Here is a 13820-nt window from a genome sequence, read left to right on the forward strand (position 1 = left end):
ATGAAGCTGCGAAACAGGAAAAGGGCAGGCGCATTGGCTGAGGACGCGGGTGAGGGCGACATCGTGCTATCCGCGCATGACATCAGCGTGTCCTTCGCCGACAAGCTTATCCTCGACAGACTGTCGCTCGACATAAGGCGCGGCGAAATCCTTGGATTTGTCGGCGCCTCGGGTGCTGGTAAATCCGTTCTGCTGCGCACCATTCTCGGCCTGACGCGCAAGCAGTCGGGTACGATCAAGCTGTTCGGCGTCGATATCGAGAAAGCTGATGATGCGGAGCGTCTGCGCATCGACATGCGGCTTGGCGTGCTGTTCCAGCACGGCGCGCTGTTCTCGGCGCTGACAGTGCTGGAAAACGTCCAGGTGCCGATGCGCGAATATCTCGACCTGCCGCGAAAGCTGATGGACGAACTGGCGATGCTCAAGATCGAGCTGGTCGGGCTGCCGCCCGATGCAGCGCAGAAATTCCCGTCCGAACTGTCCGGCGGCATGATCAAGCGCGCCGCGCTGGCCCGGGCGCTCGCGCTCGATCCCGACATCGTCTTCCTCGACGAGCCGACATCGGGCCTCGATCCGATCAGCGCGGCGGAGTTCGACGAGCTGGTGGTCAAGCTGCGCGATACGATGGATCTGACCGTCTACATGGTGACGCACGATCTCGACACGCTGTTCACCGCTTGCGACCGGGTGGCCGTGCTCGGCAAGAAAAAAGTGCTGGTCGAAGGCACCATCGGCGACATGCTGAAGAGCGAGGAACCGTGGGTAAAGTCCTATTTCCGCGGAAAACGCGCCCGGCAACTTGATCTTGCGGCGCGCGCATAGCCATAAGTGGGACAATGGAAACCAGAGCCAACTACGTCATTGTCGGCATCTTCACGCTGGCCGCGATCCTGGCGGCGTTTGCCTTCGTCTACTGGACGGCGGCCATCGGCGACAAGGGCGAGACGACGTTGCTGCGCGTGCGCATTCCGGGCTCTGCGTCCGGGCTTGGCCGCGGCAGTTTCGTGCTGTTCAACGGGGTCAAGGTCGGCGACGTCAAGCGCGTCTATATCGACGTCGACAATCCGACGGTTGCCATCGCCGATACCGAGATCGACCGCATGACGCCGATCACCAAATCGACGCAAGCCGATATCGGGCTTGCCGGCCTGACCGGGCAGGCCAACATCGAGCTCAAGGGCGCCGACCCCAAGGAAGTGAAACTCCTCGACCAGGCGGAAAAGGAAGGCAAGGTCGCCGAGATCGTCGCCAACCCGTCGGCGGTGACCAACCTCTTGCAGACGGCGCAGAATATCTTCACCCGCGCCGACAAGGTGCTGACCGAGCTCGAAGGCTTCACCAGGGACGTTCGCGGGCCGCTGACGCAGACCGTCCAGAATGTCCAGACCTTCTCCGATGCGCTGGCCAAGAATTCGGACGGCATCGACAAGTTCCTGTCCGCCGCCAGCACGCTGGCGGATGAGCTGAAAGGCGTTTCCGGCAAACTCGACGGCACGCTGAAAGCAGCCGAAGGCCTTCTCAACGCCGTCGACAAGGACAAGATCAAGAGCATCGTCGCCAATGTCGACGCGGTAACCGGTAACCTCAAGGAGACGTCGAAACAGCTCGACGGCGTGATCAAGAACGTCGATACGGCCCTGGGGTCGGTCAACGATTTTACCAAACGGACGCAAGGCACGCTGGCCAAGGTCGACAACGTGCTCGACGGTATCGATCCCGCACAAGTGCGCTCGGCGCTCGCCAACATCCAAAAGGCCAGCGAGAGCGCCGACAAGGCCGCCGCCGACATCGCTGAGGTTACCCACAAGTTCGCCAACCGGGCCGACGACATCGACCAGACGATCAAGGATGCAAAGCAGCTCGCGCAACGGCTCAACGATGCCTCGGTGCGCGTCGATGGCATTCTTGCCAAGGTCGATACCTTGCTCGGGTCGGGCCAGGCCGACGGCGTGATGGCGGATGCCAGGGCGACGCTGAAGTCGTTCAAGCAGGTTGCCGACACGCTGAATGCCCGCCTTGGCGTCATCACCGACAATCTGGCGCGCTTCTCGGGACAGGGGCTTTCGAATGTCGAGGCTTTGGTGCAGGACAGCCGCCGTTCGATCAGCCGCATCGAAGAGGCGGTGACCGATCTCAGCCGCAATCCGCAGCGCATCCTTTCGGGTGGCGACGGCGAGGTTCGGCAATTCGATGGCAGGGCGCGGCGTTGACTTCGGCGACGGCGCGCCCCAGAAACATGAGCCGCGAAAGCGGGTCGATCTTACGATCCGGGGACAACGGGGATCGCGCGTGAAGTCTGTGTGGGTGAAAACGGGCGGGTTGACTTCGGCTGCGGCACTGCTTGCCTTGACGTTGGCCGGCTGCGCGGCGTTGGGCGGCAAGCCCGCGCCGCTCGATACGTTCGAGTTGTCGGCGCCTTCGGTCGACGCGCATGGCCACAGCCGCCGGCAGATCCTGATCGCGCAGCCGTCGGCGCTCAAGGCGCTGGACAGCCAGAACATCGTCATCAAGCCGTCGGATCGCTCGATCCAGTATCTCAAGGGCGCGCAATGGGCCGACCGGCTGCCGCTGATCGTGCAGGCGCGGCTGGCCGAGACGTTCCAGCGCTCGGGCAGCTTTGCCGGCGTCGGCAAGCCGGGCGAGGGCCTGGCGATCGACTATCAGGTGATCGTCGAAATCCGGTCCTTCGAGGTGCGCGTCGAAGGCGGCGAGCATGCCGAGGTCGACCTGTTCGTGCGCATCCTGAACGATCGCAACGGCGAGGTCCGTGCCTCCAAGAGCTTCACCGCAGCCGCACCCGTCTCGGGCAGCGGCAATCCTGCCTATGTCAGCGCGCTCGACAAGGCGTTCGGCGACGCCGCCGGGCAGATCGTGAGCTGGACGGATTCGGTGATCTGAGCGCGGGGGCGCCGGAATCCCACAAAGCTTCATCCCCCCAGGCTTCTCTACCTACAAGCGGTCGAAGATTTCCGGGCGGAGCTTTCCGGTCTTCATCAGGTACTGCAGGGTATAGGTGACGGACAGCGCGTCACCGAGCGCGTCGTGCCCCTGCAATGGCGGGTGTTCGACGCCGTAGTAATCGGCGAGCTTGTTGCTCGGCGTTCTCGCCAGATCCTCGATCGGCATTCCGGCCGCGATCAGCAGCTTGACGGCATTGTCAAACCGGGTGGCCGGGACCGGAGGCTGAATGCCCGCGACATAGCAACTGATGGCGATCATGTTCAATTCGTCCTTGCCCCAGGACCAGAATCGCGACCCGTCGGAAAAACGATCGACGTCGGCGAGCGCATCTCCTAGCGCCACGCCTTCGGTCTCCAGATCTTCCTCGGTGATGCCGGTCAGTTTGGTGACGAACGGGTCGAGGGCGTATCTCTGACCAAACCGGTCGACCGGTCTGATATAGGCCTTGTGTGTGCCGAGCAGGGGGAAGTCGCCTTCAAGTCCAAGCCTGACCGCGCCGATCTGCGCGATCACCGGGTCGGGGTCGTGTGCCGCGCACCAGAATCGGCGTTGCGAGCCCTCCAGGCAAAGAAACTCGCAGTCGAATATGATTGCCGTCTTCACGATCACACCCTTCGAGCGTCAGGGCAGCGGGTATTGTCGGTGGACTTCAGTGCGTCGGAAATCCGACTTGGGCAAGTCCCGAACGCGTCGATCGGCTTGCAAACGTGCTGCGGGCAGGTTCGGCGCGTGCCGGAGGTTCAGCACAGTCACAGGCGGGACCATGGCCCCGCCTGTTCAATTCCTGTCTTAGTGCAGGCGGCCGCTCGCATGGGCCAGCATGGTGTAGACCTTGCCTGTGTCCGACGTCAGATAGGTCTGCGCCATGATGTTGTCGCGGTCGTTGCGCGAGACATCCTTGAGCAGCTTCTCGAAATCGTCGCAGTAGCGGTCGACGGCGGCGCGGAACTCGGCCTCGGCCTGATACTTGCGACGAATCTCGTCGAACGTCTGCTGTCCCTTCAGCGTGTAGAGCCGCCGCGTGAAGACGTCACGCTCGCCACGCCGGTAGCGGTTCCACAGCTCGATCGAAGCATCGTGGTCGATGGCACGCGCGATGTCGACGGAGAGCGAGTTCAGCGATTCCACGACATGCAGGGGCGAGCGCTGGGCAGGGGTAGCGCGCTGCGCTTCCACGGGGGCCGTAGGGGCTGCCGACCTGAGGTCCTCATCGTTCGATGCCGCGGTAAGCAGATCGCGCACCCATCCGCCCTGAGGCGTGCGGGCGCTGGCATCGCCGCGCGGACGCGGTGCCGCCTCGGCAGGACGCTCAAGGTCGAGCGTGCCTCGCAATGCAGGGCCGCCCAAGGGCGCCTGAGGCGTGCGCAGGTCCGGCTGCGGTGCCGGTGCACGGCGCGGCGGCTCGGCGGCGTGTGCGGCCGGCGCTTGCGGCGCTGGGCGCAGGTTGCGTGGTTCTGATCCGTCACCGCCGCCGCGGCCGGACTTGGCCACGATGTCCGAAAGCTCCTTGAGGGCGTTGATCTGCTCGGAAACGGCGCGGCGGATGGCCGAGGTCGATTCCTTTGCCTCTTCCGGCATTTCGATGACGCCCTTCTTGAGCTCGGCCCGGGTCAGGTCGAGTTCGCTCTTGATCGAGCCCGCGGTGCGCCGCATCTCCTCGGTCGCATCGGCAAAGCGCTTGGTTGCCGAATCGACGACGTCGGTGATGGCATTGCGGATCTTGTCGGCCGATTCCATCGTCTTGCCTTCGGCATTCTGCAGCGTCTGGCCGACGAGATTTTCGAACGAGCGCATGACCCTTTCGAGATCTTCCGACTTCTTGACTAGGCCGACGGCGAGGTCTTCGAGCGACGATTGCCTCTCGAGCGTGTGTTCGAGATTGCTCTGGGCCGAGCTCAGCAGGTCCGAAGCGCTGGACAGCAGGCGGCTGTGTTCGTCGAACTTGGTGGCGATCGACGCCACCTCGCGCAAGGTGGACGACGACAGTTCCGTCAGCCTTGTCGTGTTCGAATCGACCAGTCGCGCCGAGCTGGCGAAGGTCTGCGCGGCTTTCTCGGTGGTGGCGGCGAAGCTTTGCGTGCTGCCGCTCAGGCGTTCATCGACCTGGCCGAGATTGACCGCGGCCTGCTCGATCAGCTGGCCGAGCTGCGAACTAGACTTGGTCATCCGGCCGATGAGATCGGCGACGCTGTCGGACAGCGACGAGCGGGCGCCCTCGACCGCCGACAAGGTTTCGGCGGTGCGGTTCGCGAGTGCGTCGACAAGCGCGGCATTCTCGCTGCGCAGCTTCTCGGTGGCGCGTTCGGTGACCTCTTCCATGCTCTTTTGCAGGTCCGAGCCGCCCTGGGCGAAACGCTCGACCAAGGGCCGTGCGGTTTCGTCGAGGATCTTCGACATTTCGGCCGAACGTGCGGCGAGCATGGTGTTGAGTTCGCGGGTGTTGGCGCCGATCGTCTTGGCGGCATCGTTGGTGCTCTGGCCGATATGCTGGCCGACCGCGGTGAAGGTCTCGGCGATCACATTGGCGCGCGAGACGAGTTGCGCCTCGGCATTCGACACCTGCTCGTTGAGCTTCTGGCCCATCGTCTCGGCTGTGAAGGCGAGGCGGTTCTCGACGCCTGAGACCTGCTCTTCGACACGGGCGGCCGCGGCCGCGGCGCTCGAGGCGAGCCGCTCGTCGGCGCCGGCAAGCGCCTGCTCGATTTCGCGGGCGTGCACGGCCATGTCCTGGCCGGTCCGCCTGGCGCGTTCGGCGACCCTTTGCTCGGTATCGGCAAAGGCACCGACGATGGTCTCGGCATGCTCGCCGATCGTGGTGGTGCTGCTGGCGATGCGCGACACCAGGCGCTGATCCGCGTCGTCGAAGATACGGCCGATTTCCGAAGCACGGCTCGACAGCGCTTCCGAACCTTCGGCGATGCGCGAGACGAGCTGCTGGTCGGCGGCATCGAAGATGCGGCCAAGGTCCGATGCGCGTGCGGCAAGCGCTTCGGCCGATTCGCCGATGCGCATGCCGAGCCGCTGGTCGGCGCCTTCGAAGTTGCGCAGGATGTCGCCGGCGCGCGCGGCCAGCGACTGGGCCGTTTCGATGGCGCGGGCGACCAGCTTCTGGTCGGCGGCATCGAACGTGCCTGCAATCTCGCTTGCACGAGCTGCCAGATGATCGGCGGTGTCCTGAGCCCGGGCGGTCAGCTGATCGGCGGTTTCCTGGGCGCGGGCGGCGAGCTTCTGGTCCGCCGCTTCGAAGGTGCCGGCGATCTCGCTTGCGCGAGCAGCCAGTTGATCGGCGGTTTCATGGGCGCGGGCCAGCAGCGAGCTGGACGTGTCGTCCGCACGGGCAAGCAAGGCGCTCGACGTATCTTCCGCACGGGCGTGCAGGCGACGGTCTGCATCCTCGAAGGTGCGGGCGATGTCTTCGGCCCGCGCCAGCAGGGCGGCGGAGGTCTGCTCGGCGCGCTCGGCGATCTTGCGGTCGGCGTCGCTGAACGCGGCGCCGGCCTGCTCGTGCAGGGTGCTGGTGACTTCCAGCACCTTCTCGCGCAGGGCGCCGGCGACAAATACGGCGCTCTTCTCGAGCACGGCGCGGACGTTGTCGACGCCTGTCGAGAGCGCACGCTCCATGGTGCCGGCGCGCTCCTCGATGATGCCCGTCTGGCGGCTGAACGCCTGCTCGATCTTTTCGACATCCGCCGCGATCGCGTCGGAAATGCCGGTGCTTCTGGCGGCGATCTGGTCGATGTGACCCGACAGCGACCGGTCGACGTCCTTGCGGGCCTCGGCCAACTTGCCCAGATCGTCTTCCAGTGCGCGGGCCAGCATATTACGGCCCTCGGACAGCTTGCCGACATGTCCGGCGATGACGTCGTCGATATCGCCACGGCTTTCGGTAAGCTTCTGCAGGTCAGCTTCGAGGGCGCGTTTGAGAATGTCGCGGCCCTCGGCCAGTTTCTCGACCTGGCCGGCGACCAGACCGTCGATGCTGGAGCGGCTTTCGGCCAGCTTGGCGAGATCGGCTTCCAGCGCGCGCTTGAGAACATCGCGGCCTTCGGCGAGCTTCTCGACCTGGCCGGCGACCAGGCCATCGATGCTGGAGCGGCTCTCGGCCAGCTTGGCGAGATCGTCCTCGAGCGCCTTCGACAGGGTCGAGCGTTCCTGGACGAGCCTTTCCGCGTGGCTGTTGACGAGGCCGCCGACATTTTCGAGGTCGGCTTCAAGCGCTTTCGACAGCGTTGAACGATCCTGGACGAGCCTTTCGGAATGGCTGTTGACCAAGCCGTTGACGCTTTCGAGATCAGCCTCGAGCGCCCGGGCGAACTGTGCCCGGTCATCGACCAGCTTCTGCGACTGATCGGCAATGGTTCCCTTGATCGCATTGAGGTCGGATTCCAGAGCGCGCCGCAGGATGTCGCGACCCTCGGAAAGCTTCTCGACCTGACCGGCGACGAGCCCGTCGATGCTGGAGCGGCTGTCGGCCAGCTTGGTGAGGTCGTCCTCAAGTGCCCTGGACAGGGCGGAGCGGTCTTGGACAAGCTTGTTCATGTGATCGGCGATGACGCTGTTCACATTCTGCAGGTCGGTTTCCAGCACCCGCGAAAGCTGCCCGCGATCCTCGGCCAGCTTTTCCGACTGGCTTGAGATGACGCCCTTGATCGTGTTCAGGTCGGATTCCAGCGCGCGCTTGAGAATGTCGCGGCCTTCGGCCAGCTTCTCGACCTGACCGGCGACCAGACCGTCGATGCTCGAACGGCTTTCGGCCAGCTTGGCAAGGTCGGCTTCAAGGGTCTGCGACAGCAGGCTGCGGTCTTCGGCGAGGCGTCCTGAATGCCCTTCGATCAGGCCGCGTATGCCGGACAGATCATTGTCGAGCGAATGGGAAAGCTGTGTGCGGTCCTCTGCCAGTTTGGCGGAATGGGTTTCGATGAGGCTCTTGATGCCGACGATGTCGTTTTCCAACGCCTTGGCGAGCACGGCGCGGCCTTCGGCGATCTTTTCCACCTGACCGGCGACCAGACCGTCGATGTCGGCGCGGCTGTCGGACAGTTTGCCGAGATCGGCTTCCAAAGCGCGCGACAGGATGTTGCGGCCCTCGGCGAGTTTTCCGACATGACCTGCGACCATTTCATCAATGATCGTACGAGCTTGCACCAGTTTTCCGGAGTCTTCGTTCAAGGCAGTGGAGAGCCTGTTGCGGCCTTCTTCCAGCCTTTCGAGATGGCTGCCGAGCGATGCATCGATGGCCGCCCGCGATTCATTGACCTTGCGCAGATCCTCTTCAAGAGCGCGCGAGATCAGGCTGCGGCCTTCGGCCAGCTTCTGTACCTGGTTGGTCACCGCCGCATCGATGCCGGCGCGGCCCTCGGCGAACTTCGCCAGGTCGGCCTCCATGGCCGTGGCCATGCGTTCGCGGCTTTCTGACAGTTTCCTGCTGTGGTTCTCGACGGCTTCCTCGATGCCGACGCGGGCGTCGGCGAGCCGCTGGATGTCACTGTCGAACGAACGCGACACGACGTGGCGGGCGGCTTCCATGCGCCCGGCGAAGTCGCTGGCGCGGGCTTCGAGCATAGAGGAGGTCGAAGTGACGATGTCGGCCATGTCGGCGCCGATCTGGGTCTTGCCCTGATCGATCATCGCCGACAACGTATCCTTGCTCTCGGCAAAGGTGTGGGCGATTTCGCGGGCGCGCTCGACCAGCGTTTCGTTGATCTGGCGGGCGCGGGCCTCGAGTGCCGCATTGAGCTTCTGCGTTCCGGTGTCGAGCGCCTCGGCGCGGGTGTGGAACTCGCTGATCAGTGCCTGGCCGCGTTCGGCGAGCGTCCGCTCGATGCCGTTGAGGCTGGCCTCGAATTCGGAATTGAGGGTGCGCGCGGCGCCGCCGAGCAGCGACACCATGCCGGTGGTGCGATCGTCGAGCAGATCGGTCAACGACCGCGTCAGGCCGTCCGTGGTGTCCGTCAGCTTGGCAATGCGGGTGTCGAGAAGGCTGGCGAAGGCCTCGCCCGAGGTCGACAGCCGATCGGTGATCGAATCGAGCCGGCCTTCGACCGAATCGAAGATCGACATCGAGCTTTCGTTGATGCGATCGATCAGCGTGTCGCCGGAATTGGTGATCGTCATCGACAATTTGGTCGATGCATTCAGGATCGAGTCGCGGATGATATCGGAGGCGGCGCCGATCTCGTCCTTCAGCGTCTCATGCGCGCCGGTGATCGAGGCGCGGACGCGCTCGGCATGGGTGACGACGGCTTCGCGCTCGCTGCCGAGCCCGTCGACCAGCGAACGGATGCGGGATTCATTCTCGGAATAGGAGCGTTCGATCTGGTTGACTTCGCTGTGGACAAGCGTTTCCAGTTCGACGGCGCGGGCAAGTGTGCGTTCGATGCCTTCGCCCATGGCCGCGACTTCGCGACGAACGGCCTGGCCGATCATCATGACGCGATCCTGGGCAAGGTTTTCCGGCTCGGTCAGGCGGAAGGCCACTTCGGTCATGGACTGTGCGGCGATGCGCATTTCCTGGGCGCGGCGAATCATGGCGGCGAAGGCCCAGAACAGGATGACGGGCACGATGGCCGCGACAGCGAGGCCGATCAGTTCCGGACGGGCAAGGAACTGGTCGAGCGTACGGATTCTCCAGATGCTCGGTCCGAAAAGCAGATTGGCCAAACCGCCGGCGCCGGCGAACCAGGCGAGCGAAACGAAGGCGACGACCCAGTAAATGGTGTTCGAGGCACGCCTGTTGAGGCTGTGCAGAAGCGTCTTGTAGTCCTTCTGGCGATCGTCATTGGCCGGCGCGAAACCCGCGGGCTGGGCGCCATTGCGCGGTTCCACGGGGCGCAATTCGGCAGGCTTGGCCTTGGGCGCGGGTTTCGCGGCGTGGTTCTGATTGACCACAGGCTCCGGGTTTTGTTCCGGCTTATGATTGCGTCCCTCGCGCGCCAGCTCGTCGGCCGCCTGGGATATCTGAGCTTCCAGATCCTCCATCGAAGCCGCGATGTCGAGGTCGCCGCTGCCGATCTCGTTGCTGAGGTCGAGATCGAGCGCCTTTTCCAGTTCCCTGGCCACGTCGCTGTCGAGAGTTCTCGTCGTCGTTGGTTTCTTTGCCATGCCTTCGCTACCCTGTACTAGCTGCCGCGGGCTTATAATTCTGTTTGTCTTGCCCCGCGCAGGAGGCTGAAAATGGACCCCTCGTATCGTAATGACACAGGGGGGTAAAGAAAACATGCATTCCGCGGGATACGTAAAACTTTAAATATAAGGTTAACGGAACTGTGATTTGGGCGCCGCTTTGGCAACATTTTTCCCGGCCATTCATTAACCCGTTGTCCATTGGATTCGCCTAGGTTTTTGGGCGAATCGAAGAAACGGAGTTCGAGTTCATGCGTGGCGAAAGCGGCATTGCCTTCTCAATGCCCGGGGGCGACGTATCCGGACCAAGGCGGTCACGGCCGGTCGATTTGGCACACCTTGCCCGCCAGACGATGGGCGACCGCAGCCTTGAGCAAGAGGTGCTGGCGCTGTTTGTACAGCAGGCGGTGTCCGTGCGCGACAGAATAGTCGACGCCGACATCAAGGACCGGCTTCTGCTCGCCCATGGATTAAAGGGTTCGGCACGGGGCGTCGGCGCCTTTGCCATTGCCGATTGCGCCACCGAGATCGAGCACCGGCCGGAAGACGGCCAGACGCTCAAGCGGCTTGGCACGCTGATCGACGAAGTGCGCGATTTCATCGCCGCCATCAACCGCTGAATCCGCGCCGAACCCGATTTGCGGAAAAACGTCATCGGGCGGCGCTTTCATGCGGCAGTTGACTTGTCAGCCGGAGTGATTATCTCGGCTGGAACTCCCTTCAGGTGACAAATGACCAAGCTGACTTTCATTGCCCATGACGGCACGCATTTCGACATGGACGCCGAGAACGGCTCTACGGTCATGGAGAACGCGATCCGCAACGCCGTGCCCGGGATCGAAGCCGAATGCGGCGGTGCCTGCGCCTGTGCCACCTGTCACGTCTATGTCGACGAAGCCTGGACGGCTGAAGTCGGCGAGCCGGAAGCGATGGAAGAGGACATGCTGGACTTCGCCTACGACGTCCAGCCCAACTCGCGCCTGTCATGCCAGATCAAGGTCCGCGATGCGCTTGACGGCCTGGTTGTCCGCGTGCCCGCCCGCCAGGGATAAGCGCAGGATCTTTGCCAACTGATTTTTCCCGCTGCGGCTTGGCAGCGGAGCATTGGTCATGCAGTGTCCTGCTCTCTTCGCAGCGAGGCACATCGCATGACCGAGACCACCAAGACAGACGTGCTTATTGTCGGGGCAGGGCCGGTCGGCCTGTTTGCCGTGTTCGAGCTCGGCCTGTTCGACATGAAGTGCCACCTGATCGACATTCTGGATCGGCCGGGCGGCCAGTGCGCGGAGCTCTATCCGGAAAAGCCGATCTACGACATTCCAGGCTGGCCTTCGATCTCGGCGCAGGGGCTGGTCGACAAATTGCTCGAGCAGATCGCGCCGTTCAAGCCTGATTTCAGCTACAACCGAATGGTTTCCAGCCTGGAAAAACTGGAGGACGGCAGTTTTCGCGTCACCACCGACGAAAATGAGGTGTTCGAGGCCAAGGTGGTGGTGATTGCCGCCGGCGGCGGCTCCTTCCAGCCCAAGCGTCCGCCGATCCCCGGCATAGAGCCCTATGAAGGCAAGAGTGTCTTCTATTCGGTGCGCCGGATGGAGGATTTTCGCGGCCATGACCTCGTCATTGTCGGCGGCGGTGACTCGGCACTCGACTGGACGCTGAACCTGCAGCCGGTGGCAAAGAGCGTGACGCTGGTGCACCGGCGGCCCGAGTTCCGTGCCGCCCCCGACAGCGTCAACAAGATGTATGCCATGCAGGAAATGAGGCAGCTGGAATTCCAGGTCGGGCAGGTGACCGGATTGACCGGTGCCGACGGCCAACTGTCATCGGCCACCATCAAGGGACCGGACGGCGATGTCGAGGTGCCTTGCACGCGCATGCTGCCGTTCTTCGGCCTGACCATGAAGCTCGGACCGATCGCGGAATGGGGTCTCAACCTTCACGAGAACCTTATTCCGGTCGATACCGAGAAGTTCCAGACATCGGTGCCTGGTATCTTCGCGGTCGGCGACATCAACTGGTATCCGGGCAAGCTGAAGCTGATCCTGTCGGGCTTCCACGAAGTGGCGCTGATGGCGCAGGCCGCCAAGCGCATCATCAGCCCCGGCGAGCGCATCGTTTTCCAGTACACGACCTCCTCGACCAGCCTGCAGAAGAAGCTCGGCGTCTCCGGCTGAAGCTTACTCGGCGAGGATGGGCGTCGCATTGTCGGCGTAACCGCGAAGCTCCTTTTCGGGCATCAGCGTCAGCGTGATCAGCCCCAGCAGCAATGTAGCGGCGGCGACGGCAAAGATCATCACGAACGGCTCGACCGTCGCGCTATGGCCCACGATCCGCACGCCTTCACCGGCAAGCGGCAGGCCGTAGCCCAGAGCGACCGCGCCGAGCATCGCGACACCAAGCGCACTGCCAAGCGAACGCAGGAATGTCAGCACGCCCGTCGCGACGCCGAGATGCACGCGATCGACGGCGTTCTGGACCGACACGGTGGTGACCGGAAACGTCGTTCCGGTTCCAAACCCGATGCAGATCGTCAAGACCTCTACCTCCAGCAGCGTTGCATATCCTGCGACGACGGCCAGCAGGCAGAGGCACAGCATGCTGAAGACGACGCCCACCATTGCAATGCGCTTGTAGTGGGTGAAATGCGGTATCATGCGCCCGCTGAATGCCGCGCCGCCGACGGTCCCCAGCAGAAGCCCAAGCATCGCGATGCCCGACTCTGCTGCCGACAGGCCGAGCACCGCCTGAAGATAGACGGGCAGGTACACAGCCATGCCGACGCTTGCGGCCTGAAGCAGGAACATCGAAAGCGTGCCTGCCAGAACGATTGGATTGCCAAGCACTTCAAGCGAGATGAGCGGCTCGGCGGCTCGCATAAGCCGCAAGGCAAAAGCGCCCCAGAAAATCGCCGAACCGCAGAGAACGCCGATGACTTCAAGCGAAATCCAGGGATAGGCGCTGCCGCCCCAGTTCAATGCGAGCAGCAGCAGCGCCGTGGCAATGATCAGAAGCAACGCGCCCAGGGCGTCGATACGATGGCGCTTTGCGGCAACGGGCAGTTTCTTGAGCGGCTTGTTGATGATCGCCATCGCAAGAACACCAAGCGGAATGTTGATCCAGAAGATCAGTGACCAGTGCAGGTGCTCGGCGAAAGTGCCGCCGAGCAACGGACCGGCAACGCTGGCGACGGCCCATGTGCCGGAGAACCAGGCGGCATAGCGTGCCCGCTCGCGCGGCGGAACGAGATCGCCGACGACGGTCTGCGTCAAAGCGAACAAGCCGCCGCCGCCGGCGCCCTGGATCGCCCGCCCGACAACCAGCACAAACATGTTGGGAGCCATCGCACTGACCAGCGATCCCGCCAAAAAGATCAGGATCGCGGCATAGACGGTTGGCCGGCGTCCGTAGACATCGGAAATCTTGCCGTAGAGCGGGGCCACGGCGGTAGCGGTCAGGAGATAACCGGTGACGATCCATGGCAGATAGTGTGCGTTTCCGAGCGCATGCCCGATGGTCGGCATGGCCGGCGCGACAATGGTCTGATCGAGTGCCGCCAACAGCATCGACAACAGCACGCCGCCGATAATGGCGTTCTTTTCGCTCTCTGTTATCGGCGTGCCGGTTTCCGCCATCGTTTTGTTATCGACAGCCTGGTCCATGATCGTTCATCCATAAGCTTGCGATTTGACCGGCGCTGTTCAGCCGTTCCGGTTTCTCGACCGTTCGGATCGCAT

The 13820-nt window shown here is 63.4% G+C and carries 9 protein-coding genes; 6 read left to right on the forward strand and 3 right to left on the reverse strand.

Features of this window, described 5'->3' with window-relative positions:
- From NKH95_RS06545 to NKH95_RS06555, 3 genes are all read left to right on the forward strand, one after another.
- Positions 1-822 carry an ABC transporter ATP-binding protein gene (locus tag NKH95_RS06545; RefSeq protein ID WP_128303560.1) on the forward strand — a complete coding sequence of 274 codons (822 nt, stop codon included), beginning with the start codon at positions 1-3 and terminating at the stop codon, positions 820-822.
- A gap of 14 nt (positions 823-836) precedes the next feature.
- Positions 837-2210: an MlaD family protein gene (locus NKH95_RS06550; RefSeq protein WP_352612804.1), complete on the forward strand. Its 1374-nt coding sequence runs from the start codon at positions 837-839 to the stop codon at positions 2208-2210.
- Positions 2211-2289: 79 nt separating this feature from the next.
- On the forward strand, positions 2290-2898 hold the full coding sequence (locus tag NKH95_RS06555) for an ABC-type transport auxiliary lipoprotein family protein (protein WP_502895168.1): 609 nt from the start codon (positions 2290-2292) through the stop codon (positions 2896-2898).
- Positions 2899-2949: 51 nt separating this feature from the next.
- Here the strand turns inward: NKH95_RS06555 and NKH95_RS06560 are convergent, their stop codons facing one another.
- Positions 2950-3564, reverse strand: a complete 615-nt coding sequence (locus NKH95_RS06560) for a 3'-5' exonuclease (RefSeq protein ID WP_352612805.1) — start codon at positions 3562-3564, stop codon at positions 2950-2952.
- A 186-nt stretch (positions 3565-3750) separates the two neighbouring features.
- Positions 3751-10062, reverse strand: a complete 6312-nt coding sequence (locus tag NKH95_RS06565) for a kinesin (protein ID WP_352891214.1) — start codon at positions 10060-10062, stop codon at positions 3751-3753.
- Between the two features lie 272 nt (positions 10063-10334).
- Here NKH95_RS06565 and NKH95_RS06570 point away from each other — a divergent pair, with 272 nt between their 5' ends.
- The 3 genes from NKH95_RS06570 (at position 10335) to NKH95_RS06580 (ending at position 12260) form a co-directional block, all read left to right on the forward strand.
- Positions 10335-10703, forward strand: coding sequence for an Hpt domain-containing protein (locus tag NKH95_RS06570; RefSeq protein ID WP_352440291.1), 369 nt, complete (start codon positions 10335-10337; stop codon positions 10701-10703).
- Between the two features lie 111 nt (positions 10704-10814).
- A complete protein-coding gene (locus NKH95_RS06575; protein ID WP_013531878.1) occupies positions 10815-11135 on the forward strand; it encodes a 2Fe-2S iron-sulfur cluster-binding protein in 321 nt (106 codons plus the stop codon).
- A gap of 96 nt (positions 11136-11231) precedes the next feature.
- A complete protein-coding gene (locus tag NKH95_RS06580) occupies positions 11232-12260 on the forward strand; it encodes an NAD(P)/FAD-dependent oxidoreductase (protein WP_352440292.1) in 1029 nt (342 codons plus the stop codon).
- Positions 12261-12263: 3 nt separating this feature from the next.
- Here the strand turns inward: NKH95_RS06580 and NKH95_RS06585 are convergent, their stop codons facing one another.
- Positions 12264-13745 (reverse strand): MDR family MFS transporter, encoded by a 1482-nt coding sequence (locus NKH95_RS06585; protein ID WP_352612808.1) that lies wholly within the window; start codon positions 13743-13745, stop codon positions 12264-12266.
- Positions 13746-13820: the final 75 nt, after the last annotated feature.

Origin of the sequence: Mesorhizobium sp. M0848, from assembly GCF_040319805.1 — a bacterium.
Classification (GTDB): domain Bacteria; phylum Pseudomonadota; class Alphaproteobacteria; order Rhizobiales; family Rhizobiaceae; genus Mesorhizobium.

Bases quoted from the DNA above. Each gene is read 5' to 3' on its own strand.
- NKH95_RS06545 (WP_128303560.1), top strand. From the start codon at position 1: ATGAAGCTGCGAAACAGGAAAAGGGCAGGCGCATTGGCTGAGGACGCG.
- NKH95_RS06550 (WP_352612804.1), top strand. From the start codon at position 837: ATGGAAACCAGAGCCAACTACGTCATTGTCGGCATCTTCACGCTGGCC.
- NKH95_RS06565 (WP_352891214.1), bottom strand. From the start codon at position 10,062: ATGGCAAAGAAACCAACGACGACGAGAACTCTCGACAGCGACGTGGCC.
- NKH95_RS06570 (WP_352440291.1), top strand. From the start codon at position 10,335: ATGCGTGGCGAAAGCGGCATTGCCTTCTCAATGCCCGGGGGCGACGTA.
- NKH95_RS06575 (WP_013531878.1), top strand. From the start codon at position 10,815: ATGACCAAGCTGACTTTCATTGCCCATGACGGCACGCATTTCGACATG.
- NKH95_RS06580 (WP_352440292.1), top strand. From the start codon at position 11,232: ATGACCGAGACCACCAAGACAGACGTGCTTATTGTCGGGGCAGGGCCG.
- NKH95_RS06585 (WP_352612808.1), bottom strand. From the start codon at position 13,745: ATGGACCAGGCTGTCGATAACAAAACGATGGCGGAAACCGGCACGCCG.